The organism is Hyphomicrobium sp., from assembly GCF_035548195.1.
Taxonomy (GTDB): Bacteria; Pseudomonadota; Alphaproteobacteria; order Rhizobiales; family Hyphomicrobiaceae; genus Hyphomicrobium_B.
In genome coordinates this window covers 83,590-105,957 of record NZ_DASZTY010000017.1, presented here as the reverse complement: position 1 = coordinate 105,957, position 22,368 = coordinate 83,590, and the positions used below count along the sequence as shown (strand labels likewise).

Below are 22,368 nucleotides of genomic sequence, written 5' to 3'. Positions count from 1 at the left end.
TAAACTCCGAGTCAGGGCGCGGTACGTTTAAAGCTCGTTGATCGGAACCTTGAGATGCCGTTTGCCTTTCTCGTCCGGCTCGGGAAGGTTGCCGCCGCGAATGTTGACCTGAATAGATGGAATGATGAGGCGCGGCAAACTCAACGTCGCGTCGCGCTGCTCGCGCATCTGGACGAACTCGTCCTCGGTGATCCCTTCGCGGACGTGAATGTTGTGAGCGCGTTGTTCCGCGACGGACGTTTCCCATTTTATCTCGCGGCCGCCAGGCGCGTAGTCGTGGCACATGAAGAGCCGCGTCTCGGGGGGCAGTTCCAGAACCCTGTTAATCGAGCGATACAAAACGCGGGCATCACCGCCCGGAAAATCGGCGCGGGCCGTTCCTCCGTCCGGCATAAACAACGTGTCGCCGACGAATGCTGCGTCACCGATGACATGCGTCATGCAGGCGGGCGTGTGCCCTGGCGTCAGCATTGCAAACGCGGTCATACCACCAATTTTATATGTGTCGCCGTCCTTGAAGAGGCGATCAAACTGGCTTCCATCCCGCTGAAATTCGGTGCCTTCGTTGAAGATCTTGCCGAATACCTCTTGCACAACCTTGATGTTTTCGCCGATGCCCAGCTTTCCGCCAAGCTTCTGCTGGATATATGGAGCGCCGGAGAGATGGTCGGCGTGTGCATGCGTTTCGATCAGCCATTCGACCTTGAGATCGTGTTCTTTGATATAAGCGATGATCTTGTCGGCCGATTCATAAGATATGCGGCCCGCCGCGTAGTCGATGTCCATCACGCTATCGATGACGGCACACGATTTCGATTTAGGATCCTTGACGACGTAGCTGAAGGTGTTCGTCTCTTTGTCGAAGAAAGGCGTGACCTCAGGTTTCAAGGTAAGATCAACGGCGTGCGGAATGCTGGACATGATCTTCTCTCCTTAAGCGGTGTTGGCAGCGGACTTGGCCGCTGTAGAGGATCGACTGGCAAATAAGCGTGCGATCATCATGCCGACGAGCATCGCCCCGACAAAAACGACCGCAGGCGTAAGTCCGAGCGCGGCAGCAACGATCGCGGGACCGGGACAAAACCCGGAAAGCCCCCACCCAATGCCGAAAATCACGGCGCCGCCGATAAGCGGAGCATCGATTGCTTTCGACCTCGGCATTTGAAAACCGGCCGAGAGCCAGGGTTTGCCTCGAACAAAGGCGGCGCGATAACCGGCGGCGGTAATCGCCACGGCAACTGCCATCGTGACGGCGAGACTTGCGTCCCAGTGACCGGCGACGTCGAGGAAGGCTTGAACCTTTTCCGGATTGGCGAGGCCCGAAACGACGAGGCCAAGTCCAAACAACAAACCGGCGATGAACGTCGTGGCAACGGCCATGTCAGCCTCCGATCACATGACGAATGACAAATACTGTCGCCATGCCGCTCACCATGAATACTGACGTCGCGATGATTGAACGCGGCGAGACTCGCGCAATGCCGCAAACTCCGTGCCCGCTGGTGCATCCGCTGCCATAAACGGCACCGAAGCCGACAAGCACACCGGCAATAACGAGAGCCATTATGCTCGCCGGCTGGTTGATCTCGACGTGCATACCGCTCCATCGATAGAGCCAGGGGGCCGCGATCAAGCCCGCGACGAACGCCGCGCGGATTGGCCAATCTAAATCCTCGTACGGCGGCAGAAGGCGCGAGACAAAACCACTGACTCCAGCGATGCGTCCCATCGTTGCCATCATCAATACCGCGGACAAGCCAATCAGCACGCCACCCAGAGCAGCGGAAACCGGCGTGAAGTTCATCATTGCAGAGACCTCTAAGCTACCGGATCGAAATAGAGCACGACTGCGATCATCACGGCGGCCCAAACCATCATATTGACGAACGACCGCAGCACTTGGCGGTGATCGCTGGCGTGCGGCAACCCAGCCAGATTGCAAACCAGGTCGCCGGGCCAAAGAAATGCCGAAAGCATATTCCCCTCCTACGTCACTTCTTGGCCGGGCATGAAGAGACGCCGGCGATTCTGTACGCGGGACAAAAGCCGGCAAGTCCCGTCAAAAGCGGGACAAACCCTAAGAGGCCCCAAAGCGTTTTGGGTCCGACAAAAACCAAGCTAAGAATGACAATGCCTAAAACGACCCGGGCATAGCGGTCGAGGGTGCCAATGTTCGCGGCCATGGTTGCCTCCGGTGGTTTTCGGAAACAGATTTACAGGACCGGAACAGAGTGGTCTGTGACCTAGTCACAGAGGCTGACGTTAAGGTGCGGCGGCAAGCTGACGCAGAGCCTCCGGCCGCGCCAGGTCAATGGCACCGCGAGACGTTGTTATCCAGCCCCGCCGCTGAAATTCGTTGAGCAGCCGACTGATCACTTCGCGCGCCGTACCGAGCTCGGCGGCAAGCTGTTGATGGGTCAAGTCGATGTGACCGCTCACACCACCGAGCTCAACAAGCTTTTGCGCCAGCCTGACATCCATGCGCGAAAATGCGATCTCCTCAATAACGCGGAAAAGATTTGTGATCCGTATACTGAAGGCAGTAAAAACGAATTTACGAAACGCGGCGGAGCGCGCGATCAAATCATCAAACGTCCCACGGGGAATGGCCACGGCTTCAACGTCCGTTTCTGCGATACCCTCGGCTTGGTATTCCTCATAACCCATAAGGCACGCCGTCGTCAGCGCGCAGCTTTCTCCAGCCGAAACGCGATAAAGCACGATCTCGCGCCCGGTGTCCGACACCTGCTGAACACGCACCGTGCCTTCGACGAGCATTAAATAAGCTTCTGGCGCCTGCCCCGGTCCAAAAATTTTTGTTCCGGCTGGAAGCCGAACGACCTTGCTCGTCTCGATGAGCGGTCCAGCAACGCTAGGCTCCAGCGTCTTCAATCCGGGAAATGCCGATATCCAGTCCGGTGCTGTCACAAGGTCCCGTCCGAGCTATTTAGCTTGCCTGGCGTGGCAAGCGCGCCAATTTAAATTGCTTATCGAACCGAAGGCAGCTCGAAAAGCCATTACTTAGGTTGAGTTTGTCTTATTCGGCCATCGTCGGCTAGTAGCCGGCTTCGACTGCTTCATCAGCCTGCGATCGCCGTCTCTGCGTCCCGTGAAAGGCTATATGATGGTCCTGTTACGCGCCGAGTTCGAAAGGTGAGGACCAAAAAGATCGCGGCCGCTACCAACAATCCGGCATCGATCCAGTATGAGGCCGGATCGCTTGCGACAGCGAACCATTTGTAGAAGTGAACCCCCGCAACACATGCTAAGGTAGCCGCTGTCAGGCCCTGTAGAATTTTTTTAACGAGCGAAGCGCTGCTGACCGAAACGGCAATCACAATATCCGCGATCGTCACAGCGAGATAAATGAGAACCAGCGCTCGCCCCGTAAAGAGTGCGGCAGTCGCCGTAATCGCCAATGCCAACGGCTGTCCCCAAACCAGGCCGGACCAAATTCTTTCCCATCGTTCCGCCGGGCGGCCCTTATCACGCCGCCGCGCAAGCCAGATCGCAACGCCGCTTTGAGTAACAATCGTTAGCGCCAAACCAAGAACTGCATATAAAATCTTCGCGGCGATGCCGTCGAACCAACCGAAGTGGAGCGGCTGCAGCACGCCAAGAATCTGTTGTCCGACGCCTCCATCTTCCAAACCGCCTTGCCCAATGCGTTTGCCATTGCCATCGAAGTAGTACGTGTTTCCGAACGCGAGGTGCCCCGGCGTCCGCATCTTCACGTAGACGAGCTGTCCAGAGGTCGCTATCCGCTGAAAGTGAATAGACACCAGCCTCGCATCCGGCTTTTCGCGCAGCACGTCTGCGATCATAGGGCCGACTTCAGGGATTGGCCCGGGTTGTCCCGTGACAATCGGTTGTGGTCCCCGGATGGCTGCGAACGCTTTATCGGAGTCGCCATTATACGCGGCCATCGCGAGAACGCCGACGATCAATGTCGAAAGGCCGAGAAGCGCTCCGCTCAACGACACAACGAAATGAAACGGAAGCCCCCATACCCCCAACCGATTGTGAAGATCGGCCTGCTGCAATCTATTCGAACCACCCCAGCGTAGAGCAAAAGCATCCTTGAAAATGCGAGGATGTGCGAGCAGCCCCGAAATCAGCGAAGACAGCAGTGCGACCCCCGTCAAGCCGACAATGAAAAATCCCAACGTCCGTGGCAGATGAAGCTGCGTATGCAGTTCGCCGAGAAAATCGGCAAACGGCGCGACGACGCGCATAACCAATCGGCCATCGCCGTCGGCCACCCATTCCCCATCTTTTCTCGTCGCCGAATTGAAATAGTTGACGACAAATCGCGGATTGTACGCGCTCGGAAACGAGAGAAAAATATCCTGACTGGCATCGTCGATTAACGCCTGCCCGTGCGCGGCCCACGCCGCTTCCGTTATCGCTTTCGCGCTGACGGGCTCGGTGACGAGAGGCGCGTTTGGCTGTTCCCAGCGATGAAACTCTGGGAGAAAGACACTAAGGGTACCCGTCAAGCACACGATGTAGATCAAAGCGGCAAACGCAAGACCGAGCGCCGAGTGCCCGGCGAGCATGGCTTGCACGAATTTAGACGACAGCAGCGGTCGTTTCCGCTTTCTCGCCACGTCGTGAGCTATAGGTTTCAGGCTCATCCTCACATCAAAATTTTGGGTAAAAAGGCAACGGCATAGCTTACGGCTGAAACACTAAGCAAAATGATCGTGGCTCGCAGGAGTTTGGCGTCCGCGAGCGTCCACGCCATGCCGCCTCCCCATAGCGCAGGCACCAGGACGCCGCCAATGACAATCCGATCCTGAACCTCCATCGGCATCGCGACGGCGAATGCCACACCGATACCGATCGCCGCAATACCGGCAAGCACGATAGCGAGCATGCTTTTCGCGGTGGCTCGTTTCCAATCGGTACGGCGGACTTCTGGTTCGAGCGCGACAGACACCCCTACGCTTGCTCTTTTCCCCCTAACTTCGACCGTCAGTGCAACAGCGGCATAGGCGAGAACTGCAAGCGCGAGTAGACCGTAGGCCACCACAAATTCGCCGCTCAATTCGCGCCCGAGAATGAAGAAGCTCACAACGATAAACAGCCAGCCGCCAATCAAAAACGGCAGATGCGGCTTGCGCCTGCTCAACCAACTCGCCCGCAACAAGGCGAGACCGATGCTCATAACGATGAGCGCGGACAGGATTGTCAGCACGAGCGCCGAGGAAAAAATATTTGCATCTCCGCGTTAAGCCTGCACTCTTCGTAATTATTCGTCACTCGGAACGTTAGACCCAAGTGCGGATTAGAAGTTGACTGTCGTCGATACGAGGTAGGTGCGCGGTGCCCCGACTGTTACAATACCGTCTCCCGAGTACGAAGCCGCATAATAATTTGAGTTGGCGACATTTTCGATTCCGAGACGAATCGTCGTCGGCTTCCCGTTCCAAGGACTATCGAACGTATAGCGTGCGCCGACGTCATAGCGCGTCCAATCGGGAATAGAATAATGGTTCGCAGCATCGATATAAACATCGCTTGTGTAAATCGCGCGGCCGGTCAGCGTCAGCCCGCGGATTGGTGTATCCCATTCGGCGCCGATGTTAACATTCGTATCGGCGACGCCCTGCGCCTTGTGGCCGTCGTTGACACCTCCTGCGGTTTTCGCCAGGCGTCCATCGATCAAGGTAACGCCGCCCAACAAACGCAGCGTCGGCGTAAGTTCGCCAAAAACATTGAATTCAAGGCCGCGGTTGCGCTGCTCGCCGTCTAGGGTCAGATAATTGTTGGCCGCGATGAGCGACGGCCGCTCGATTTCGAACGCCGCGAACGTCGTGCTAAGGCTTCCCCAATCGACCTTCACTCCTGCTTCTTTCTGCGTTGTCTGGAATGGCGGTATCACCTCACCGGCATTTAGGTAAGGTTGGGAAACTGTCGTTCCCATTTGCAGACCCTCAATGTAATTCGCATAGAGCGAAACATTGCGGATCGGCTTTACCACCAACGCATAGGCAGGGCTCCAGACCGAGGCGTCGGTTGAGGACGTTATCGTGTTCGTTATCAGATTGGTGTTTTCCGCACCGGCCGTCTGGCGTCGCGCACCAATCATAAACTGAATGCGGTCATGCAAGGCCGACATCGTATCAGATACGCCGACACTGGAAAGATCGGTTTCCGCCAACGTACGGATCGTGGGCCCGAAGGCCGTTGGGCTCGGAACGTCGGCCGGATGGTAGAGGTTCGAGCAGATACTATAATTTGAATACACAGCGTTGAGTGGCGGCGGCAAACACGATGTATCGGCTCCCATGTGGTACGTGGCGGAGTTGTCGCGCATCGTCTTGGAATAGCTGACGTTAAAGAGATGATTGATAGGACCGGTATCGAAGTCGGCTCGGATGCCTGCCGTACCGGCCCAATTCTGAGTCAGTGCATAGCCTTTAAGCGGATAGGAAACCCAATCCCCGTTGCCATTAAGCAGGCCGGGCGACGCGAAGAGATAGTCGAGATTGTTGTCGCTCCAGCCGTAAGCTCCGTAAGCCGTAATGTGATCCGTGAGTTTGTACTCCCCGCGCAGCGTCGCGAACGTCGCGTCGGTGTTCCAGAATGACCACGGCAGGTTTCCATAGTTCGATCCGGCTTTGGGCGCCGGGGGGACCGTTCCGTCCAACATCGGAAGGAAAGGCGGTATAGGAGGCACCGTTCCAAAGGCAGAGGGAACAACGGTGATAAATCGTTGGACGCCATCCAAATCGTTCGCTTGGTAGCCGACATCCGCCGACAGACGGAGACGCTCACCGCGATAATCGAGATTGAGAACGGCATTGCCCAGTTCGTTGTACTGATCGTCAATGGCGGTGTTGCCGCCGCCATAACTGCCGTTGAACCGCACGCCGAATTCTTTGTTCAAGCCATAGCGCCGTGCATAATCAAGCTCGGTCCCGACAAGACCCTGAGATTGAAACGTCGTCGTGACCTGAGTGATCGGCTCATCGGGAGCCTGCTTGGTAACAAGATTGATGCTGCCCCCGACGGCCCCGCCTGGCGGCATGCCGTTCAACAGCGCGCTTGGTCCCTTCAGAACCTCGATGCGATCGATATAATTAGGCTGCGTCGTAAACATCGGGGCGATGCCGTACAGACCGTTCAATCCCATTTCGCCGACGTCATAATAGAAGCCGCGAATGTAGAACGTGTCCTGGCCGTACCCAGCACTCGCACTTTGCGTGGCCCGCACCGAAGGATCATTCAACAGCACGTCCGCAACAGAGCGAGCCTGCTGATCCTGAATGGTCTTCGCCGTATAACTAGTCTGGCTGAACGGCGTATCCATCAGGTTGCGGCTGCCGAGCATGCCAAGCTGGCCCCCCGTCGCGACTTGTCCCCCGGCATAAGCAGCTGGCGGCGTCAATGTTGACATGGGATTTGGCGTCGGCATCGTTGCGGTCGCCGAGGCTGTCTCGGGAGGCGCCGCGCTTGCGCTTTTCGGAGGCGCAGTCGACTTTTTTGACGCTACCGCTTTTTTCTTGGAAGGACCCTTCTTCGCACGCTGCGCTTTGTCCGTCGCGATGGTCACCTGCGGCATAGGAATTGGAGCAGCGGGAGATTGTGCCGTATCTTGCGGCGGCGAATCTTGAGCTAAGGCTGGGGAAAGTGCGATGACCGACGACACAATTCCACACGCGCACCCGATGCGCCAAGCAATGTACACTTTGAAGCCCCCATCCCCATGTGACCAAAACGTCCATCAAACACATAAATGAACGCCAATAGCGGGGGTTTTTGTATACTTATATCGTATAGTATCAATCTCTTACTATTGCGCTCTCGCGGAGACCGCTCGCAGTGCGTCTAATCGGCAACAACACTGCGCTCGCGCGTTTCGCTCGAAAGGGCTGACTCTGCGCCCAAGCGGCGTCGTGGAAGGAATCTGCATTAAGACTAACGGTCGGTTCAGGAAACATCGTTTACCGGACGAAATCGATTTAAATCCGGCGCCCTATCGCAAACGAAATTCGCTCCGCATGATGCTCCATCACATTCTCAGAGACAGGCGATATAGATCATCTCTATAGTGCGGATAGACGGGGGACACTTGGCGGCTCATCGCCGAACACCAAGGAGTCCATGCTATGAAGAACTTTCCGCGACGCAAAACTCGCTGGCAAATGCACACCAAAACTAGTGTGGGCTGAACGCTCCGCCCGCTCGTCGGCGAGGAGCGCGACCGTCGCTTCACGCCAGTGATACGAACAACAATCTCCAGCCGAACATTCGAAGACTCCCTCTCATAGATATTGAGGAGATCTGTCATGACTGCGAACCCAATTCCAGAGACACACTCGAAAGCAGACCCCAGTTGGTGGGGAGCGATTCTGGTCGGCGTGATTTTCGTTTTTGCCGGCTTCTTCGTCCTCGGTGACGTGGTGGCCGCCACCGTGATCAGTGCTTTTCTAATCGGCGTTCTGCTGCTCGTGGTTGGCGCAGCCGAAATAATCCAAGCCTTCTCCGCGCAATACTGGCGCGGCTTCTTTCTGAGACTACTCGTTGGCGCTCTCTATATCGTCGCCGGATTGATGCTTGTGACGGATCCCGCGCGGGCGTCGGTAACCCTTACATTGGTATTCGCCTTGGCCCTCATCGCTTCCGGCGTCGTTCGCATCGTCCAGGCGTTTCAATACTGGGAGTGGTTCGGAGGCTTGCTGCTCCTTTCAGGAATCGTAGGCATCGCTGCCGGGCTCATTATCCTGTCGAAGTGGCCGCTCAGCGGACTATGGGTTCTAGGTGCCGTCGTCGGTATTGATCTCGTACTTCACGGCTTGTGGTGGATTTCTCTAGGCGGACGACTACGCCGGGAGCGGCACACAGCTCCAACCTGATAAGGTTCCAGGCTTCCCCCGTGAGCGCTAATGACTGCCGCAAAACCCGGCGTTCGGAAAACTCCCGAACGTGACGCACGACTCGTAGATCTCGCCTTGCAAGGTGGCGGCTCCCATGGCGCGTTCACGTGGGGCGTGCTCGACCGCTTGCTCGAAGAGCCTTGGCTGACTATCGACGGCATTTCCGGTACGTCGGCGGGCGCTATGAATGCCGCTGTTCTGGTCGATGGCCACGCCGCTGGCGGAGCGGAAGGCGCGCGTTCCGCATTGGAAACGTATTGGCGCAACGTATCTCAAGCGGCACTTCTCAGCCCCTTTCGCCGCACGCCTCTCGACGTCATGTTGGGGCGTTGGACGCTCGATACGTCGCCGGTATTTGTCGCGATGGATCTGATGTCGCGAATGTTCTCGCCGTACGACTTGAACCCCGGAGGCGCCAATCCACTTCACGAGATACTGGCACAGAATATCGATTTCGGCCGGCTTGCGCGCGCGCCAATCAAATTGTTCGTCACCGCAACCAATGTGCACACCGGCCGAGGACGCGTGTTTCGCAATGCCGACATTACACCCGAGGTTCTGCTCGCGTCTGCTTGCCTGCCGACGCTGTTCCAGGCCATCGAGATCGACGGCAAGAGCTACTGGGATGGCGGCTATTCCGGAAATCCGACCATCACGCCGCTCGTCCGCGAATGCAGTTCTAAGGATACGATCCTCGTGCAAATCAATCCGATCGAACGTTCCGAAACACCTAGATCGGCGCGCGACATCCTTAATCGCCTGAATGAAGTCTCCTTCAATTCGGTCCTGATGAAAGAACTGCGCATGATTGCGATGTTGAGGCAGGTCGCCGACCCGGGCAACTGCGAAGGCAAGCTTTGGGCAAACATGCGCATTCACCGCATCACCAGCGAGAAGATGCTTTCTCTTGGCTATTCATCGAAGCTAAACGCCGAATGGGAATTTCTATGCATGCTGCGTGATGAAGGGCGCCGTTCCGCCGAGGCTTTCATCGAACGTGATGGAAAGAATATAGGATCGCGATCCTCCTTCGACTTCGATGCGTTGATGCAAGGAATCTGATGCAATGGGCCTTCTTGGGATCCTTGTCGGCCTTGGACTTCTCATATGGTTTGCGTACAGGGGATGGAGCATTCTGCTGCTGGCGCCCGCCGCAGCTCTCCTGGCTGCGGCTTTCGCGCGCGAACCGTTGCTCGCACACTGGACGCAAACGTTCATGTCCAGCGCCACCCATTTTCTTGCGCAGTTCTTTCCGATTTTCCTGCTCGGTGCTCTTTTCGGCAAGTTGATGGAAGACAGCGGGTCAGTGACAGCAATATCCCAATTCATGACGGAGCGTCTTGGCACGAAGCGCGCCATACTTGCCGTCGTGCTCGCGGGCGCAGCCGTCACCTACGGCGGGGTAAGTTTGTTTGTTGCCTTTTTTGTCTTGGCGCCGATGGCGCGGGCATTGTTTCGCGACGCCGACATTCCGCTTCGGCTTATGCCCGCGGCGATCGTGCTCGGAACATCCACTTTCACGATGTCGGCATTGCCGGGAACACCTGCCATTCAAAACGCAATTCCGATGCCGTTCTTCGGTACGACACCCTTTGCCGCTCCCGGGCTTGGGATCATCGCATCTGCAGTCATGCTCGGTTTTGGTTTGTGGTGGCTCAAACGGGCGGAGAGCGCAGCGCGCGCCGCCGGAGAGGGAGCCGGCACGCTTGACGTTGACATCGACAAGTCTGTCGCCGACGAACTCGTGCGCGAGCGCGCAACCGTTGCTCGGGAATTCGATCCGGCAGAGATCGGCAAAGGCCGACGCAGCGCCGCACTGCCGCCGATTTCGTTAGCCGCCCTGCCCCTATTCGTCGTCGTCGGCATCAATTTTCTGGTGTCGATATTTGTCCTGCCAAGGATCGATGCAACATTCCTGGCGGAACCTCGGTGGGGCGCCACATCGCTATCGGCCATCGGAGGCGTATGGTCGGTGATCGTTGCGCTTTTCACAGCCATTGTAACGCTCATCGTCACGAACCGGACGCGCCTGCCGGCGCTTCGCGAGAGCATGGACGCGGGGGCCAATGCTTCGGTGTTGCCGGCGCTCAGCGTTGCGAGCTTGGTCGGTTTTGGCGCGGTGGTTGCCGCTTTGCCCGCATTCGCAGTTGTGCGCGACTGGGTGCTATCCATCGGCGGCGGACCGCTCGTCTCGCTTGCGGTTGCCACAAACGTCCTTTCCGCCTTGACCGGCTCGGCGTCGGGCGGATTGACGATTGCTCTCGATGCGCTCGGCCCGACGTACATGAATCTCGCGGCTCAGCACGGAATTGATCCGGCCCTTATGCATCGCGTCGCCGTGATCGGCTCCGGGACGCTCGACAGCCTGCCGCATAACGGGGCTGTCGTCTCGCTGCTCGCTGTCTGCGGCTCGACACATCGCGAAAGCTATTTCGACATTGTGATGGTCGCAATCGTCAGCGCACTTCTCGCATTGGCTACGGTGATCATATTAGGCACGATATTTGGATCGTTCTGAACTATGTTGCTATCCCGCATGATCCTTTGAGCGAAAGAAATTTATGCGCCCGATTATCGATCCACGCTGGGGTGATGCAGAGGACGATACATCGAGCACGAAGCACCGGACGCTTATCTCGCTCGCCGGAAGTTTGCTTGCCGAAATTAGCATTCCAAAGCTGATTGCCGCATGGATAGCTCTCATCATCATTCCCGCAGTCCTGCTCGGTGCGGCGCCGTTGCTCGCATCGATTTGGCTCAGCACCGTTTCATCGAAAGTTGCGGCGATAACGACGGGCCTGCTGCCTCCACTCCTATTGGCCTTGTTGATTGCGGCAGCGTGGTACGGCGGCAGACCGTTGTGGCGCATCATCGAGACAAATTTCTGGTCATTGAACGCCCTCGCGGTCCAGCCAATCTATGCGATATCGCGAGAGGCACTGCGCCAGCTCGCCGAACGCTTCTTGCCCGCACACGTCGAGCCACGTGTTCGAGACAGGACGCGCGCAATATGTGCAGCCATATCCGGCATGCTGATCTGCGGCTTTTCGCTGTGGATTGCTACTCTTGCGTGGCCGAATACGCGCTGGACCGGCTCGCTATCCGATCTGACGGCGCCCACCCACCTCGCCCACGCAGCACTCTTCAATAGCGTCGTCATCGTCGTTCTCTATCTCGCCATGGCCGGATTGGCCTGGGCCGTCGCGGATACGCTAATGCCCCAGCCACGCGATATCGCCCACCTCCCCGCTGCGCCAGCGAAAGGAAAAGTCTGGCGAGTCGCGCACTTGTCCGACATCCACGTCGTGGGTGAACGGTTCGGCTTTCGCATCGAAGGCGGACGATCCGGTCCGAGGGGTAACCAACGCCTGCAGCAAGCGTTCGCGGCGCTCGATGCCGCCCATGCGCGCAATCCGCTCGATGTCATTCTGATTACTGGAGACATGACGGACGCCGGTCGTTCATCGGAATGGGCGGAGTTCATCGAAGCGTTGGCGCCGTATCCGGGCTTGGCGGACATACTTGTCTTGCTTCCCGGAAATCACGATCTCAACGTTGTGGATCGCGCCAATCCTGCCCGCTTCGACTTGCCGACAAGCCCAAAGAGACGCCTGCGCGAGATGCGCGCGCTTTCTGCGATATGCGGCTTACAAGGCAAGCGCGTGCACGTTGCCGACGCGGAGACGGGCAAGCCCAAGGCGACGTTGGAAGAAGCCCTTCAAACGCACATCGATCAGGTCAGGGATTTTGCCGACAAGGGTACAACCCGCCTAGCCTGGAAGCTCGCCAAGATTTGGCCGGACGCCTTTCCGATGGTGTTGCTGCCGAAAACACCCGATGATCTCGGCGTCATTCTGCTCGATTCCAATGCCCAGACACACTTCTCGTTCACGAATGCGCTTGGCCTCGTGTCATGGGAACAGACCTCGATCCTAGAAAAGATGGTCACGCGGTTTCCCGAAGCCAAGTGGATCGTGGCGCTGCATCACCACGCGGTCGAATATCCCAAACCGGCAAAAGCACTGTCCGAGCGGATCGGGACAGCGCTTGTCAACGGAACATGGTTTGTCCGGCGAATGCAGCGCCTGGCCGACAGAGTGATCATTATGCACGGGCATCGCCATATCGACTGGATCGGACGTTGTGGCGACCTGACCGTCGTGTCAGCGCCGTCGCCAGTCATGGATGTGACGGATGACAAAGCTACGTATTTCTACATTCATCATCTCGGCGCAGGACCGGATGGCAGATTTGGCCTGTTCGCGCCGGAACGCATCGTTTTGCACGGAGACCCGGCGAGTTGACCTCCGAAGCGGGAGCACCTCCATCAGCTGCTATCGCTCGGTTGACCAAATAGATCGGCGACCCACCGCGCTGACGGAACCTGTTCGCAAAATGTAAGGCCCGCGATGACGATGGGAACGCCGATGAAGGCACCGGGAATACCCCATAGAAACGCCCAGAAGAAAACAGCAAACAGAACAAGGAATGGCGAGATCGAGAGCGCGCTTCCGACAAAGCGCGGTTCAAGATAGCTGCCAACGACGAACTGGATGATATTGAGGCACGCAAAGACGACCAGCGCCATCTGCCACGACTCAAATTGCGCAACGGCGAACACCGTCGGAAACATGGTTGCTATGAACGGCCCGATGAACGGGATGAAGTTGAGCGCAAATGCAATGACGCCCCACTCGGCCGCCAGCGGCAAACCCGCAAGCCAGGCAAATGCCCATACGAGAAGGCCGGTCATGACGCTCATCAGCGTCCGGACCAACATATACCGTCGAAGTTTAGATGCCGTTCGCGCCCCGCCGACGAGCAGAACCTCGCCTAATCGTCCGCGCCGCCAGTTCCGAAGAATTTTGTAAGCGTCGCCGACTTCTAGCAGGCCAAGCAGAACATAAATGAAAACGACGATGAGAAAGCTGACGGCAGTCTGGAGTTGCGCCGCGAGCTGCTGGACGAAGCGAATGAGCCGATCGGCGCTAAAATAGCCCGTCCATAGTTCAGCAAGAGCAACACCATGCTCCTCCAGCCAAACGGCGAACGATGCGTAGAGCGCCTGAAGGTGCGCTGCATCGCTGACGATGAAACGGCCGACACGATTTGCAGCCCAAGCAACAAGCGACAAAAATCCAACGATTACGAGGGTAGTAACGGCCATTGTGATCGCTAGAGCGACGAGCCGCGGGAGATCCAGTTGTAACCGCCGCTGCAAGGGCCACACGACCGCAATAACGAAAAGGGCGAATGCAAGCGGCGCGAATACCGATTGCGCGACAGAAAGCGCCCAGGCCGCAAGAACAGCGGCACAGACACCAACCGTCGCGACGAGCGAGCGATTCATTTCCGATCGGCGATAAGAGTCAGGAGCGGTCACATTGCAATGTCTGAGCTTGCCGCCGACGGTAATCGACGAATGCCAAGTTCGCGAGGTCCTTGGCGCTTGAGAGGGCGCCCGCAACCACATTTCTCTTACTGCACAAAACGAGCTCGCAGTCGATCGTATTCCGCATTCGATATTGCGCCGCTCGACCTCAACCGACCGAGCTTTTCAATTTCATCGGCGGGACTGAAGACAGCACCCTGTCGAAATTGGCTTTGTGCATGTCTGATCTGCGCCTCCCTGCGTTCAGCCATCCCTGGCGACTGCGTGAGGATATAAGCGAAAATCCCAATGTACGGTAAGACGATGAGGGCAATGACCCAAGCCACTTTGCCCAATGCCGAAACGTCGTGGCGGCTCAGAAGATCATTGAATATTACGATGAGAAGCCAAATCCAAACAAAGAACATGAAAACGGCGAATGCATCGACAAGAAAATTGGCGAACGTGAACCCACCATCGAACAGCATGAAAGTCTCCACCGTTATAAACTGTTTGGCAATGTGTCTGGGTACGGACGACGAGGGAACCGTCGCTTGCGATGCACGGCTTACTCAAAGCGCAATCGGCAAAATCGCCGATCGCGCTGTTCCGGTCATTCACATCGAAATTAGGGAGAGGGTTTATGCTATTTCGGATTTTGCGTACCGGCACCCTGCTCGGGAACCCTGGTACTCATATTGCCCGTCGCTGGCAGTTTACCTTCATCACCCATTCGATGGGTGCCTGATGTTCCACTGCTTTCGCCAGTACCCGCTCCCATTTCCGGAACGCGACTGGTCGCGCTGTTAGTTGCAGGCAACTTGCCTTCATCACCCATCCTGTGGCGAGCAGGATCGTTTGTCGACTGATCATCTGCAAGCGCTGGCGCCAATGCTGTCCCAAGCACGAGCGCGGAAAAGACCGTGGCTATAATCAATTTCATTTTGGAACTCCTTGGTTGTCGGCAATTCGCTCCCAAAGTGTCCCCGTCTACTTAAATTAATAGCACTCGCACGCATCAAAATCATCTTTTGTTTAGGCGAACGTAGCGGAGGTTTCGATACGGCTTCGCGAAAAACGAATGTCTGCAGTTAATTCAAACTTCTGACAGTTTGCAAACTGTCCTCCGGACGGCGTTCAGAATCCCTTGATACTGTGTGTCGATGATCGCCAGCCTAAATTAATCGTGTTCGCCATCTTTCGCCGTGACGACAGATATCCGTTGACCCCGTAGTCCGGCAGCGCATCATCGCGCTCCCCGAAGCCCGTCCAACGAAATCCAGGAGTGGTCTCATGATCGCGAACATTACACTGGACGCCAAGAATCGCCTTTCCAAATCTTCGTTCGGACGTTTCTCTGATAAACTCAGGGCCGCGCTGTTTATCCTATTTGCCAGTGTAGCACCCATCGTATCCTTCGGACCCGCTGATGCACAAGATTACGAACTTGCGGCTCCAGGTACTGAAGAGGCGGACGTCGCTACCCATAAGACAAATGACCGTGTAACGCTTTTCAAAAACGTCCGAATATTCGACGGCAAAAGCCCTCAGCTTTCGGGCTCTATGAATTTGCTCGTCGAAGGCGACATCATTCGGCGCATCACAAACGAACCAATCGCAACCGGCAAATACGCCAAAGTCGTTGTCATTGATGGAGGGAGCCGCGTGCTAATGCCGGGCCTCATTGATGTGCACTGGCACGCATTCATGGCTGCCGCGTCAATGTCGATACTTATGACGGCGCAGCCTTCATATGTGCACCTGCTGGCCGCACACCAAGCCGAAGCGACCTTGATGAGAGGCTTCACAACGGTGCGCGACCTGGGCGGCCCCGTGTTTGGGCTCAAACGAGCGATCGACGAAGGTATTGCAATCGGTCCGCGCATCTACCCCTCGGGTGCCTTCATTTCGCAGACATCCGGACATGGAGACTTTCGATTTTCCTTTGAGCTTCCACGCACGCTCGGCGGACCTCTGAGCTATTCCGAGCGTGAAGGCATTGCAGCAATCGCCGACAGCCCCGATGAAGTCAGGCTGCGTGCACGCGAACAGTTGAGAAAAGGCGCGAGCCAGATCAAGCTCATGGGCGGTGGTGGCGTCAGCTCCCCTTATAATCCGATTGAGTCGACGCAATACACCGTGCCGGAACTTCGCGCCGCGGTGGAGGCCGCAGACAACTGGGGAACTTACGTAACGGTCCACGCCTACACGCCGCGCGCTATCCGGCAAGCGATTTCTGCCGGCGTCAAATGCATTGAACACGGGCAGCTGATCGATGACGCCACCGCAAAGTTGCTGGCGGACAAAGGCATCTGGTGGAGCATGCAGCCTCTAACGTACGACGCGGATGTGTTTTCGCGGATGAGCCCCGTGTCACAGAAGAAGGCGCTGCAGGTTTTTGCCGGGACGGAAAACGCATACAGGCTTGCGAAAAAGTATAACGTCAAGACGGCGTGGGGCACGGATATCCTGTTCGACGCAGGCGCCGCGAGCCGGCAGGGATCCTATCTTGCAATGATGGCGCGCTGGTACACGCCGGCGGAAGCGCTAAAGATGGCGACAGCGGACAACGGCGAGTTGATGGCGCTCTCCGGGTTCATAAATCCATATCCCGGCAAACTTGGGGTCGTACAGGAAGGCGCACTCGCCGATCTGCTTCTGGTCGACGGTGATCCATTGGAGAATTTAGATCTCGTCAAAGATCCGCACAAAAACTTTGTAGTGATCATGAAGGACGGGAAGATATATAAAAACATGCTCATTGGAACCGGGAGCCAACCGCGCAATCGATAAGCATCGTGCTCGCGACATCCCCCAGCCGCGGCAACCGGGCAAAGCAAGCGGCGCTTCGCGAACGCAATGCGCTGAAGCCGAACTGTTGAGCCCCCTACCCCATGATCGCCCGTTCGAGATATGCGGCATAAGCCCCGTCGCCCAGCCGCCCCATCGAGCGCCTCAGTTGATCGGCCGTAATGAATCCCATGCGCAATGCAATTTCCTCGGGGCACGAAACCTTGAGACCCTGACGTCGCTCGATCGTCGCGATGTAGTCGCTGGCATCACGCAAGCTGTCGAACGTTCCCGTATCGAGCCACGCAAACCCGCGCCGGAACTTTTCGACGTGGAGCGCCCCCTTCAATAGATACATCTCATTGAGAGTCGTAATTTCTAGCTCGCCGCGCGCAGACGGCGTCACCCGCGATGCTAGCTCGACCACCTGCGCGTCATAAAAGTAAATGCCCGTGACTGCCCAATCCGACTTCCGCTCCTTTGGTTTTTCGACCAGAGAGAGTGCACGGCCTTCAGCGTCGAATTCGACGACGCCATATCGTTGCGGATCAGCGACCTCGTAGGCAAAGATCGTTGCGCCTGAAGGCCGAGCGGCAGCTGACCGCAACATCTCTCCAAATCCTTGTCCGTGAAAGATGTTGTCACCGAGAACAAGCGCGCATCCTTCTCCGGCGATGAAGTCGCGTCCGATGACGAATGCTTGCGCGAGCCCTTCGGGTTTTGGTTGCACCGCATAGCTCAGCCGAATTCCGAATTGCGTGCCGTCTCCCAGCAACTTCTGAAAAAGATGCTGATCCTGCGGCGTTGTAATGATCAGAATGTCTCTGATGCCGGCCAGCATGAGCGCCGACAACGGATAATAAATCATCGGCTTGTCGTAAACCGGAAGCAGCTGCTTCGAAATCGCCAGGGTCAACGGATAAAGACGCGTCCCGCTCCCGCCAGCCAGGATGATCCCTTTTCGACAGCTCAATTTGCGGTCCCTTCGATTTGTGCGGCTTCTTGCCGATAGGACGTAAGCAGCATTAACCGATCGATGCAGTCTCGAAGCGCGCTTTCCCACGGGCGGAGCCGGAGACCGTAATGAGCTGAAAGCTTCTCCGCGCACAGCACGGACAAGGCGGGCCGACGCGCCCGGGTCGGATAATCTTTGCTTCCGATTGGCCGAACGGCGACGATCCGATTATCTCGTGCCGACGCGAATTCGTTGATTTTCTCCGCAAAGCCGTACCACGTCGTGCTCCCGCCATTGACCGCGTGAAATATGTTGGGCGAACTGCTTTCGGGAGAACCGACTAGCTTTACAGCGACATCCCGAACGGCACACGCAAGATCGGTTGCAGAGGTCGGACAACCGCGTTGGTCATCCACGACCCCAATCTCGTTTTGCAGCGTGCGAAGTCTGAGGATCGTTTTCACGAAATTGCTGCCGAATGGACTAAACAACCAGGCGGTGCGAAAAATAACGTGCCTCGGATTTGCGTTGGCGACCGCGATCTCACCATCCCGCTTCGTAGTCCCATAGACGTTACCCGGCGAAGTCACATCATCCTCGGCATAGGGCCTTGCCGCCATCCCATCGAACACATAGTCGGTGGAGAAATGGATGATTGCCGCTCCCGTCTCCGCCGCCGCCCTTGCGACAGCCTCGGCACCAGCGACATTGACCGCCTGCGCTGCTTCCGGCTCATCTTCAGCCTGATCGACCGCCGTATAAGCGGCGGCGTTGATCACGATATCCGGTCGCATTTCTTTTATGATGGCGAAGACCGGCCTCGGCGCTGCAAGATCAATCTCAGGCCGGCCGACGCGAACGACATCAAATACTGCCGGGCAGAACGCCTCGGCCAGTGCCGCCGAAAGCTGACCGCTCTTTCCGACGATCAGGACGCGCAAGCGTGTCCGCATCACTGGACCGACTCAGGAAGTGCTAGACGATCATTCTTGATCGGAAGCAATCCGAGGCGCGCACCTGGATAGACGTGCTCGCGCAGCGGCCGCCACCACCACTCGTTTTCCAGATACCATTCAACAGTCGCTTGAATCCCTTCGTCGAACGTCTTTTCCGCGCGCCAGTCGAGTTCGCGCTCGATCTTTCCAGGATCGATCGCGTAACGACGGTCATGTCCGGGCCGATCGGGAACAAAGGTGATCAGTCCGCGGCGCGGCATCGGACCGGGGCGAAGCGTATCGAGTACGTCGCAAATCCTGGTGACGACGTCGATATTCTGCATCGGCGCCCGCCCCCCGATATTGTAGGTTTCACCGACGTGTCCGAACTCGACGATTTGAGCAAGCGCCCGCACGTGATCGTCGACATAGAGCCAATCCCGGACGTTGCGGCCGTCGCCGTAGACAGGCAACGATTTAAATTCCAGTGCATTCAATAGAATGAGCGGGATGAGCTTCTCCGGAAAATGGTACGGCCCATAGTTGTTGGAGCAATTGCTAATCAATATGGGCATACCATAGGTTTCGCGCCACGCACTGGCGAGATGATCCGCCGAGGCTTTGGTCGCCGAATAGGGCGAACGCGGCTCGTATGGAGTTTCCTCCGTGAAGAACTTTCCGTCGTCCAGGCTACCGTACACTTCATCGGTCGAGACGTGCAGGAACCGGAAACGCGCCATTGCGTCCGGCCGTTGGCCGTCCCAATATTTGCGAGCAGCCTCAAGCAGAACGTAGGTTCCCACAACGTTTGTCGTTACGAAGTCGGCGGCCGACGCGATCGATCTGTCGACATGGCTTTCCGCAGCAAGGTGAAAAACGGCGTCCGGCTGAAAGGTCGAAAACGCCTGATCCATCGCGCTCGCGTCGCAGATGTCGGCCTGCATAAAGCGATAATTCCGCTTCTCTGTCACGGTCGCGAGCGAAGACGGATTGGCGGCATACGTCAGCTTATCGACGTTGAGGACTTCCCAGCCGCGTTCGAGAACCAAATATCGAACGAGCGCGGACCCGATAAAACCGGCACCTCCCGTGACCAGTGCGCGCATCGCGAGCCCTCCCCTCAAGCGCTCAGAAAACCGGCCCCACCTCTTTCAGCAGCGGCAAATTCCTATCCTTCTCCGAAATCGTCACCGCATCCGGAGCGAAGGGCCACGCAATGTTCAACTCCGGATCCGACCATAAAATGCCCGCTTCGGATTGCGGGGCATAAGCGGCGGAAACTTTGTAGACGACTTCCGTGTCGGGCTCGAGCGTACAGAAACCGTGAGCGAACCCGGCCGGCACATAGATCTGAGTCTCATTCTCTTTAGAAAGCTCGGCGCTTACGTGAGCCTTGTAGGTCGGCGAAAAAGGCCTGAGATCGACCACGACGTCGAAGATCCGCCCGCGGCTTACCCTCACCAATTTCGATTGTTCGTGGGGAGGCAGCTGAAAATGAAGCCCGCGTATGGTCCCGGGCTTTTCGGATAAAGAGAAATTATCCTGCACGAAGACGTCGGGAATACCGGCCTCGCGAAACCGCTCCTGACTATAGAGCTCGGCAAAATAGCCTCGGGAATCTTCGTAACGCCGAGGTACCACAAGCACGACACCTGGTAGGGAGAATTGTGTAATTTTCACACTGACGGACCCCCATGCGATGCTCACGGACGTTCAAGACCATGAGATCACTGTTCGCGCAAATTGTCATTTCCGGATGCCGTCTGATATTTGCGGCCAGACGCTTCTCAGCTTCTGAGGAACAGCCGATAAGCGTCATTCGCCGTCTCGTCTTCATATGGATAACCGAGAGACGCCATCCTCTTGAAGAAACGTGACCGATCGCTGACGGGTACCTGCATGCCGACCAAAACCCGGCCGTAATCCGCGCCGTGATTGCGATAGTGAAACAACGTGATGTTCCAATCCGTGCCGACGCCATCAAGAAATTTCAGCAAAGCACCCGGTCTTTCCGGGAACTCACACCGTAGGATCAGCTCGTCGCTGAGCCCCTGCGCCCGTCCTCCGACCATATATCGGATGTGAAGCTTGGCGGTTTCGTCGAGGCTGATATCGATCACCTCGTAACCCAGCGCTTTAAGTTCGGCAATGATCTCCGGCTTCTCGCGCTTGGCATCCGCCAGCTTCAGGCCGACAAAAACATGGGCTTGGCTGCCTTCCGCATAGCGGTAATTGAATTCCGTAACGATATGGTTTCCCAACACCTGAACAAACCGCCGGTAGCTGCCGGGCTCTTCGGGAATGGTGACGGCAAGAAGAATTTCGCGCGCTTCACCGACCTCGGCACGCTCCGCTACATGGCGCAGACGATCGAAGTTCAAATTTGCGCCGCTGTTGATAGCAATGAGCGAACCGGAGCGATGCGGATTGGCGAAAGCATAGGACTTCAACCCCACGAGCGACAGAGCACCGGCAGGCTCCGAAAGGACACGCACGTCCTCAAAAATATCTTTGATCGCCGCGCACATGGCATCCGTATCAGCCACCAGCACATCGTCGAGGAGTTCGCGACAAAGGCGAAATGTCTCTTCACCCGCCTGACGCACGGCGACGCCATCGGCAAATAGCCCGACACGATCAAGCACCACGCGATGACCGGCGGAAATCGCAGCTTTCATGCAGGCCGCATCCGCAGGCTCGACGCCGATGATCTTGGTTTCGGGACGAAGAAATTTGACATACGCGGCAATGCCTGCGGCGAGGCCGCCGCCGCCGATCGGAACGAAGATTGCCTCGATGGGATCGGGGTGTTGATGCAAAATCTCGACGCCAACGGTGCCTTGTCCCGCGATCACATCGCGGTCGTCGTAAGGATGAACGAACGTCAACCCCTGCCGTTGCGCCATTCGCAACGCATGCTCATACGCTTCGTCGAAGGTATCGCCATGCAGGACGACCTTACCGCCCCAATACCGAACCGCCTCGATCTTGATGGTCGGAGTCGTCACCGGCATGACGATGGTCGCGACGATCCCAAGCTTATGAGCGGAAAGCGCGACTCCCTGCGCATGATTGCCGGCCGAAGCGCAAATGATGCCAGCGACCTTCGCCTCGTTCGAAAGCTGTACGATGCGATTGTAAGCGCCGCGGATTTTGAAAGAGAAAACAGGTTGCAGATCCTCGCGCTTCAGATAGACGGAAGCGCCAATCCGTTTGCTAAGCCGCACCATCGGATCGAGCGGCGTCCGCTCCGCAACGTCATAGACGCGGGCATCGAGAATTCTACGAACGTAATCGATCACAGGGCACCTGACGGCGTTCGGAAGCGGTTGAGCCGGATATCGACGCAGCGATTCGAGCGCCGCATTCGGTGATCCAGCACGACCGAGGGCGTCGAGCAAGCCCAGTCGCCATTATTTGCGTTGCGCCGGA

General features: G+C 57.1%; 22 protein-coding genes. 5 read left to right on the top strand and 17 right to left on the bottom strand.

Annotation, left to right across the window (positions count from 1 at the left end; all coding sequences use genetic code 11):
- Positions 1-27: 27 nt before the first annotated feature.
- From VHB22_RS05045 to VHB22_RS05005, 9 genes are all read right to left on the bottom strand, one after another.
- Positions 28-921 carry an MBL fold metallo-hydrolase gene (locus VHB22_RS05045; protein WP_325455871.1) on the bottom strand — a complete coding sequence of 298 codons (894 nt, stop codon included), beginning with the start codon at positions 919-921 and terminating at the stop codon, positions 28-30.
- A gap of 12 nt (positions 922-933) precedes the next feature.
- Positions 934-1,380 carry a DUF6691 family protein gene (locus tag VHB22_RS05040; RefSeq protein WP_325455870.1) on the bottom strand — a complete coding sequence of 149 codons (447 nt, stop codon included), beginning with the start codon at positions 1,378-1,380 and terminating at the stop codon, positions 934-936.
- Between the two features lies 1 nt (position 1,381).
- On the bottom strand, positions 1,382-1,807 hold the full coding sequence (locus tag VHB22_RS05035) for a YeeE/YedE family protein (protein ID WP_325455869.1): 426 nt from the start codon (positions 1,805-1,807) through the stop codon (positions 1,382-1,384).
- Positions 1,808-1,818: 11 nt separating this feature from the next.
- Complete coding sequence (locus VHB22_RS05030; protein WP_325455868.1) at positions 1,819-1,977, bottom strand: hypothetical protein; 159 nt, start codon at positions 1,975-1,977, stop codon at positions 1,819-1,821.
- Positions 1,978-1,991: 14 nt separating this feature from the next.
- Positions 1,992-2,183: a DUF2892 domain-containing protein gene (locus tag VHB22_RS05025; RefSeq protein ID WP_325455867.1), complete on the bottom strand. Its 192-nt coding sequence runs from the start codon at positions 2,181-2,183 to the stop codon at positions 1,992-1,994.
- A 79-nt stretch (positions 2,184-2,262) separates the two neighbouring features.
- Positions 2,263-2,928 (bottom strand): Crp/Fnr family transcriptional regulator, encoded by a 666-nt coding sequence (locus VHB22_RS05020; RefSeq protein ID WP_325455866.1) that lies wholly within the window; start codon positions 2,926-2,928, stop codon positions 2,263-2,265.
- 152 nt (positions 2,929-3,080) lie between these two features.
- Entirely contained in the window at positions 3,081-4,637 is a 1,557-nt protein-coding gene (locus VHB22_RS05015) for a PepSY-associated TM helix domain-containing protein (protein ID WP_325455865.1), read from the bottom strand.
- Between the two features lie 2 nt (positions 4,638-4,639).
- Complete coding sequence (locus VHB22_RS05010; RefSeq protein ID WP_325455864.1) at positions 4,640-5,170, bottom strand: hypothetical protein; 531 nt, start codon at positions 5,168-5,170, stop codon at positions 4,640-4,642.
- Positions 5,171-5,290: 120 nt separating this feature from the next.
- Positions 5,291-7,405: a TonB-dependent siderophore receptor gene (locus VHB22_RS05005; protein ID WP_325455863.1), complete on the bottom strand. Its 2,115-nt coding sequence runs from the start codon at positions 7,403-7,405 to the stop codon at positions 5,291-5,293.
- Between the two features lie 892 nt (positions 7,406-8,297).
- Between VHB22_RS05005 and VHB22_RS05000 the strand changes: the two genes are divergently transcribed.
- The 4 genes from VHB22_RS05000 to VHB22_RS04985 are packed head-to-tail and all read left to right on the top strand — an operon-like array spanning position 8,298 to position 13,189.
- Complete coding sequence (locus tag VHB22_RS05000) at positions 8,298-8,864, top strand: HdeD family acid-resistance protein (protein ID WP_325455862.1); 567 nt, start codon at positions 8,298-8,300, stop codon at positions 8,862-8,864.
- Between the two features lie 30 nt (positions 8,865-8,894).
- Positions 8,895-9,947 carry a patatin-like phospholipase family protein gene (locus VHB22_RS04995; RefSeq protein ID WP_325455861.1) on the top strand — a complete coding sequence of 351 codons (1,053 nt, stop codon included), beginning with the start codon at positions 8,895-8,897 and terminating at the stop codon, positions 9,945-9,947.
- Positions 9,948-9,951: 4 nt separating this feature from the next.
- Positions 9,952-11,403 (top strand): GntP family permease, encoded by a 1,452-nt coding sequence (locus VHB22_RS04990; RefSeq protein WP_325455860.1) that lies wholly within the window; start codon positions 9,952-9,954, stop codon positions 11,401-11,403.
- Positions 11,404-11,446: 43 nt separating this feature from the next.
- Positions 11,447-13,189 (top strand): metallophosphoesterase family protein, encoded by a 1,743-nt coding sequence (locus VHB22_RS04985; RefSeq protein ID WP_325455859.1) that lies wholly within the window; start codon positions 11,447-11,449, stop codon positions 13,187-13,189.
- A gap of 23 nt (positions 13,190-13,212) precedes the next feature.
- Here VHB22_RS04985 and VHB22_RS04980 read toward each other — a convergent pair whose 3' ends face one another.
- The 3 genes from VHB22_RS04980 to VHB22_RS04970 all read right to left on the bottom strand — a co-directional run bounded on the left by VHB22_RS04980 (position 13,213) and on the right by VHB22_RS04970 (position 15,199).
- On the bottom strand, positions 13,213-14,235 hold the full coding sequence (locus tag VHB22_RS04980; protein WP_325455858.1) for an AI-2E family transporter: 1,023 nt from the start codon (positions 14,233-14,235) through the stop codon (positions 13,213-13,215).
- Between the two features lie 128 nt (positions 14,236-14,363).
- Positions 14,364-14,744 (bottom strand): SHOCT domain-containing protein, encoded by a 381-nt coding sequence (locus VHB22_RS04975; RefSeq protein WP_325455857.1) that lies wholly within the window; start codon positions 14,742-14,744, stop codon positions 14,364-14,366.
- A 158-nt stretch (positions 14,745-14,902) separates the two neighbouring features.
- Positions 14,903-15,199, bottom strand: coding sequence for a hypothetical protein (locus tag VHB22_RS04970; RefSeq protein ID WP_325455856.1), 297 nt, complete (start codon positions 15,197-15,199; stop codon positions 14,903-14,905).
- A 350-nt stretch (positions 15,200-15,549) separates the two neighbouring features.
- Here VHB22_RS04970 and VHB22_RS04965 point away from each other — a divergent pair, with 350 nt between their 5' ends.
- Positions 15,550-17,049, top strand: a complete 1,500-nt coding sequence (locus VHB22_RS04965; RefSeq protein WP_325455855.1) for an amidohydrolase family protein — start codon at positions 15,550-15,552, stop codon at positions 17,047-17,049.
- Between the two features lie 94 nt (positions 17,050-17,143).
- Here the strand turns inward: VHB22_RS04965 and rfbA are convergent, their stop codons facing one another.
- The 5 genes from rfbA to ilvA form a co-directional block, all read right to left on the bottom strand.
- Entirely contained in the window at positions 17,144-18,019 is an 876-nt protein-coding gene (gene rfbA, locus VHB22_RS04960) for a glucose-1-phosphate thymidylyltransferase RfbA (RefSeq protein ID WP_325455854.1), read from the bottom strand.
- The gene (gene rfbD, locus VHB22_RS04955) at positions 18,016-18,954 is read right to left on the bottom strand and encodes a dTDP-4-dehydrorhamnose reductase (protein WP_325455853.1); all 939 of its coding nucleotides are present in this window, start codon (positions 18,952-18,954) and stop codon (positions 18,016-18,018) included. Before rfbD ends, rfbA begins: the two co-directional genes overlap by 4 nt.
- The gene (gene rfbB, locus VHB22_RS04950) at positions 18,954-20,042 is read right to left on the bottom strand and encodes a dTDP-glucose 4,6-dehydratase (protein ID WP_325455852.1); all 1,089 of its coding nucleotides are present in this window, start codon (positions 20,040-20,042) and stop codon (positions 18,954-18,956) included. The genes rfbD and rfbB overlap by 1 nt, the downstream gene beginning before the upstream one ends.
- Positions 20,043-20,064: 22 nt before the next feature.
- The gene (gene rfbC, locus VHB22_RS04945; RefSeq protein WP_325455851.1) at positions 20,065-20,616 is read right to left on the bottom strand and encodes a dTDP-4-dehydrorhamnose 3,5-epimerase; all 552 of its coding nucleotides are present in this window, start codon (positions 20,614-20,616) and stop codon (positions 20,065-20,067) included.
- Positions 20,617-20,723: 107 nt separating this feature from the next.
- Positions 20,724-22,238, bottom strand: coding sequence for a threonine ammonia-lyase, biosynthetic (ilvA, locus tag VHB22_RS04940; protein ID WP_325456141.1), 1,515 nt, complete (start codon positions 22,236-22,238; stop codon positions 20,724-20,726).
- Positions 22,239-22,368 lie beyond the last annotated feature (130 nt).

What these genes read in the sequence shown, in the direction of transcription:
- VHB22_RS05045 (WP_325455871.1), bottom strand. Translation starts at nt 921, where the DNA reads ATGTCCAGCATTCCGCACGCCGTTGATCTTACCTTGAAACCTGAGGTC.
- VHB22_RS05040 (WP_325455870.1), bottom strand. Translation starts at nt 1,380, where the DNA reads ATGGCCGTTGCCACGACGTTCATCGCCGGTTTGTTGTTTGGACTTGGC.
- VHB22_RS05035 (WP_325455869.1), bottom strand. Translation starts at nt 1,807, where the DNA reads ATGATGAACTTCACGCCGGTTTCCGCTGCTCTGGGTGGCGTGCTGATT.
- VHB22_RS05030 (WP_325455868.1), bottom strand. Translation starts at nt 1,977, where the DNA reads ATGCTTTCGGCATTTCTTTGGCCCGGCGACCTGGTTTGCAATCTGGCT.
- VHB22_RS05025 (WP_325455867.1), bottom strand. Translation starts at nt 2,183, where the DNA reads ATGGCCGCGAACATTGGCACCCTCGACCGCTATGCCCGGGTCGTTTTA.
- VHB22_RS05015 (WP_325455865.1), bottom strand. Translation starts at nt 4,637, where the DNA reads ATGAGCCTGAAACCTATAGCTCACGACGTGGCGAGAAAGCGGAAACGA.
- VHB22_RS05010 (WP_325455864.1), bottom strand. Translation starts at nt 5,170, where the DNA reads ATGAGCATCGGTCTCGCCTTGTTGCGGGCGAGTTGGTTGAGCAGGCGC.
- VHB22_RS05005 (WP_325455863.1), bottom strand. Translation starts at nt 7,405, where the DNA reads ATGTCAACATTGACGCCGCCAGCTGCTTATGCCGGGGGACAAGTCGCG.
- VHB22_RS05000 (WP_325455862.1), top strand. Translation starts at nt 8,298, where the DNA reads ATGACTGCGAACCCAATTCCAGAGACACACTCGAAAGCAGACCCCAGT.
- VHB22_RS04995 (WP_325455861.1), top strand. Translation starts at nt 8,895, where the DNA reads ATGACTGCCGCAAAACCCGGCGTTCGGAAAACTCCCGAACGTGACGCA.
- VHB22_RS04990 (WP_325455860.1), top strand. Translation starts at nt 9,952, where the DNA reads ATGGGCCTTCTTGGGATCCTTGTCGGCCTTGGACTTCTCATATGGTTT.
- VHB22_RS04985 (WP_325455859.1), top strand. Translation starts at nt 11,447, where the DNA reads ATGCGCCCGATTATCGATCCACGCTGGGGTGATGCAGAGGACGATACA.
- VHB22_RS04980 (WP_325455858.1), bottom strand. Translation starts at nt 14,235, where the DNA reads ATGAATCGCTCGCTCGTCGCGACGGTTGGTGTCTGTGCCGCTGTTCTT.
- VHB22_RS04975 (WP_325455857.1), bottom strand. Translation starts at nt 14,744, where the DNA reads ATGCTGTTCGATGGTGGGTTCACGTTCGCCAATTTTCTTGTCGATGCA.
- VHB22_RS04970 (WP_325455856.1), bottom strand. Translation starts at nt 15,199, where the DNA reads ATGAAATTGATTATAGCCACGGTCTTTTCCGCGCTCGTGCTTGGGACA.
- VHB22_RS04965 (WP_325455855.1), top strand. Translation starts at nt 15,550, where the DNA reads ATGATCGCGAACATTACACTGGACGCCAAGAATCGCCTTTCCAAATCT.
- rfbD (WP_325455853.1), bottom strand. Translation starts at nt 18,954, where the DNA reads ATGCGGACACGCTTGCGCGTCCTGATCGTCGGAAAGAGCGGTCAGCTT.
- rfbB (WP_325455852.1), bottom strand. Translation starts at nt 20,042, where the DNA reads ATGCGCGCACTGGTCACGGGAGGTGCCGGTTTTATCGGGTCCGCGCTC.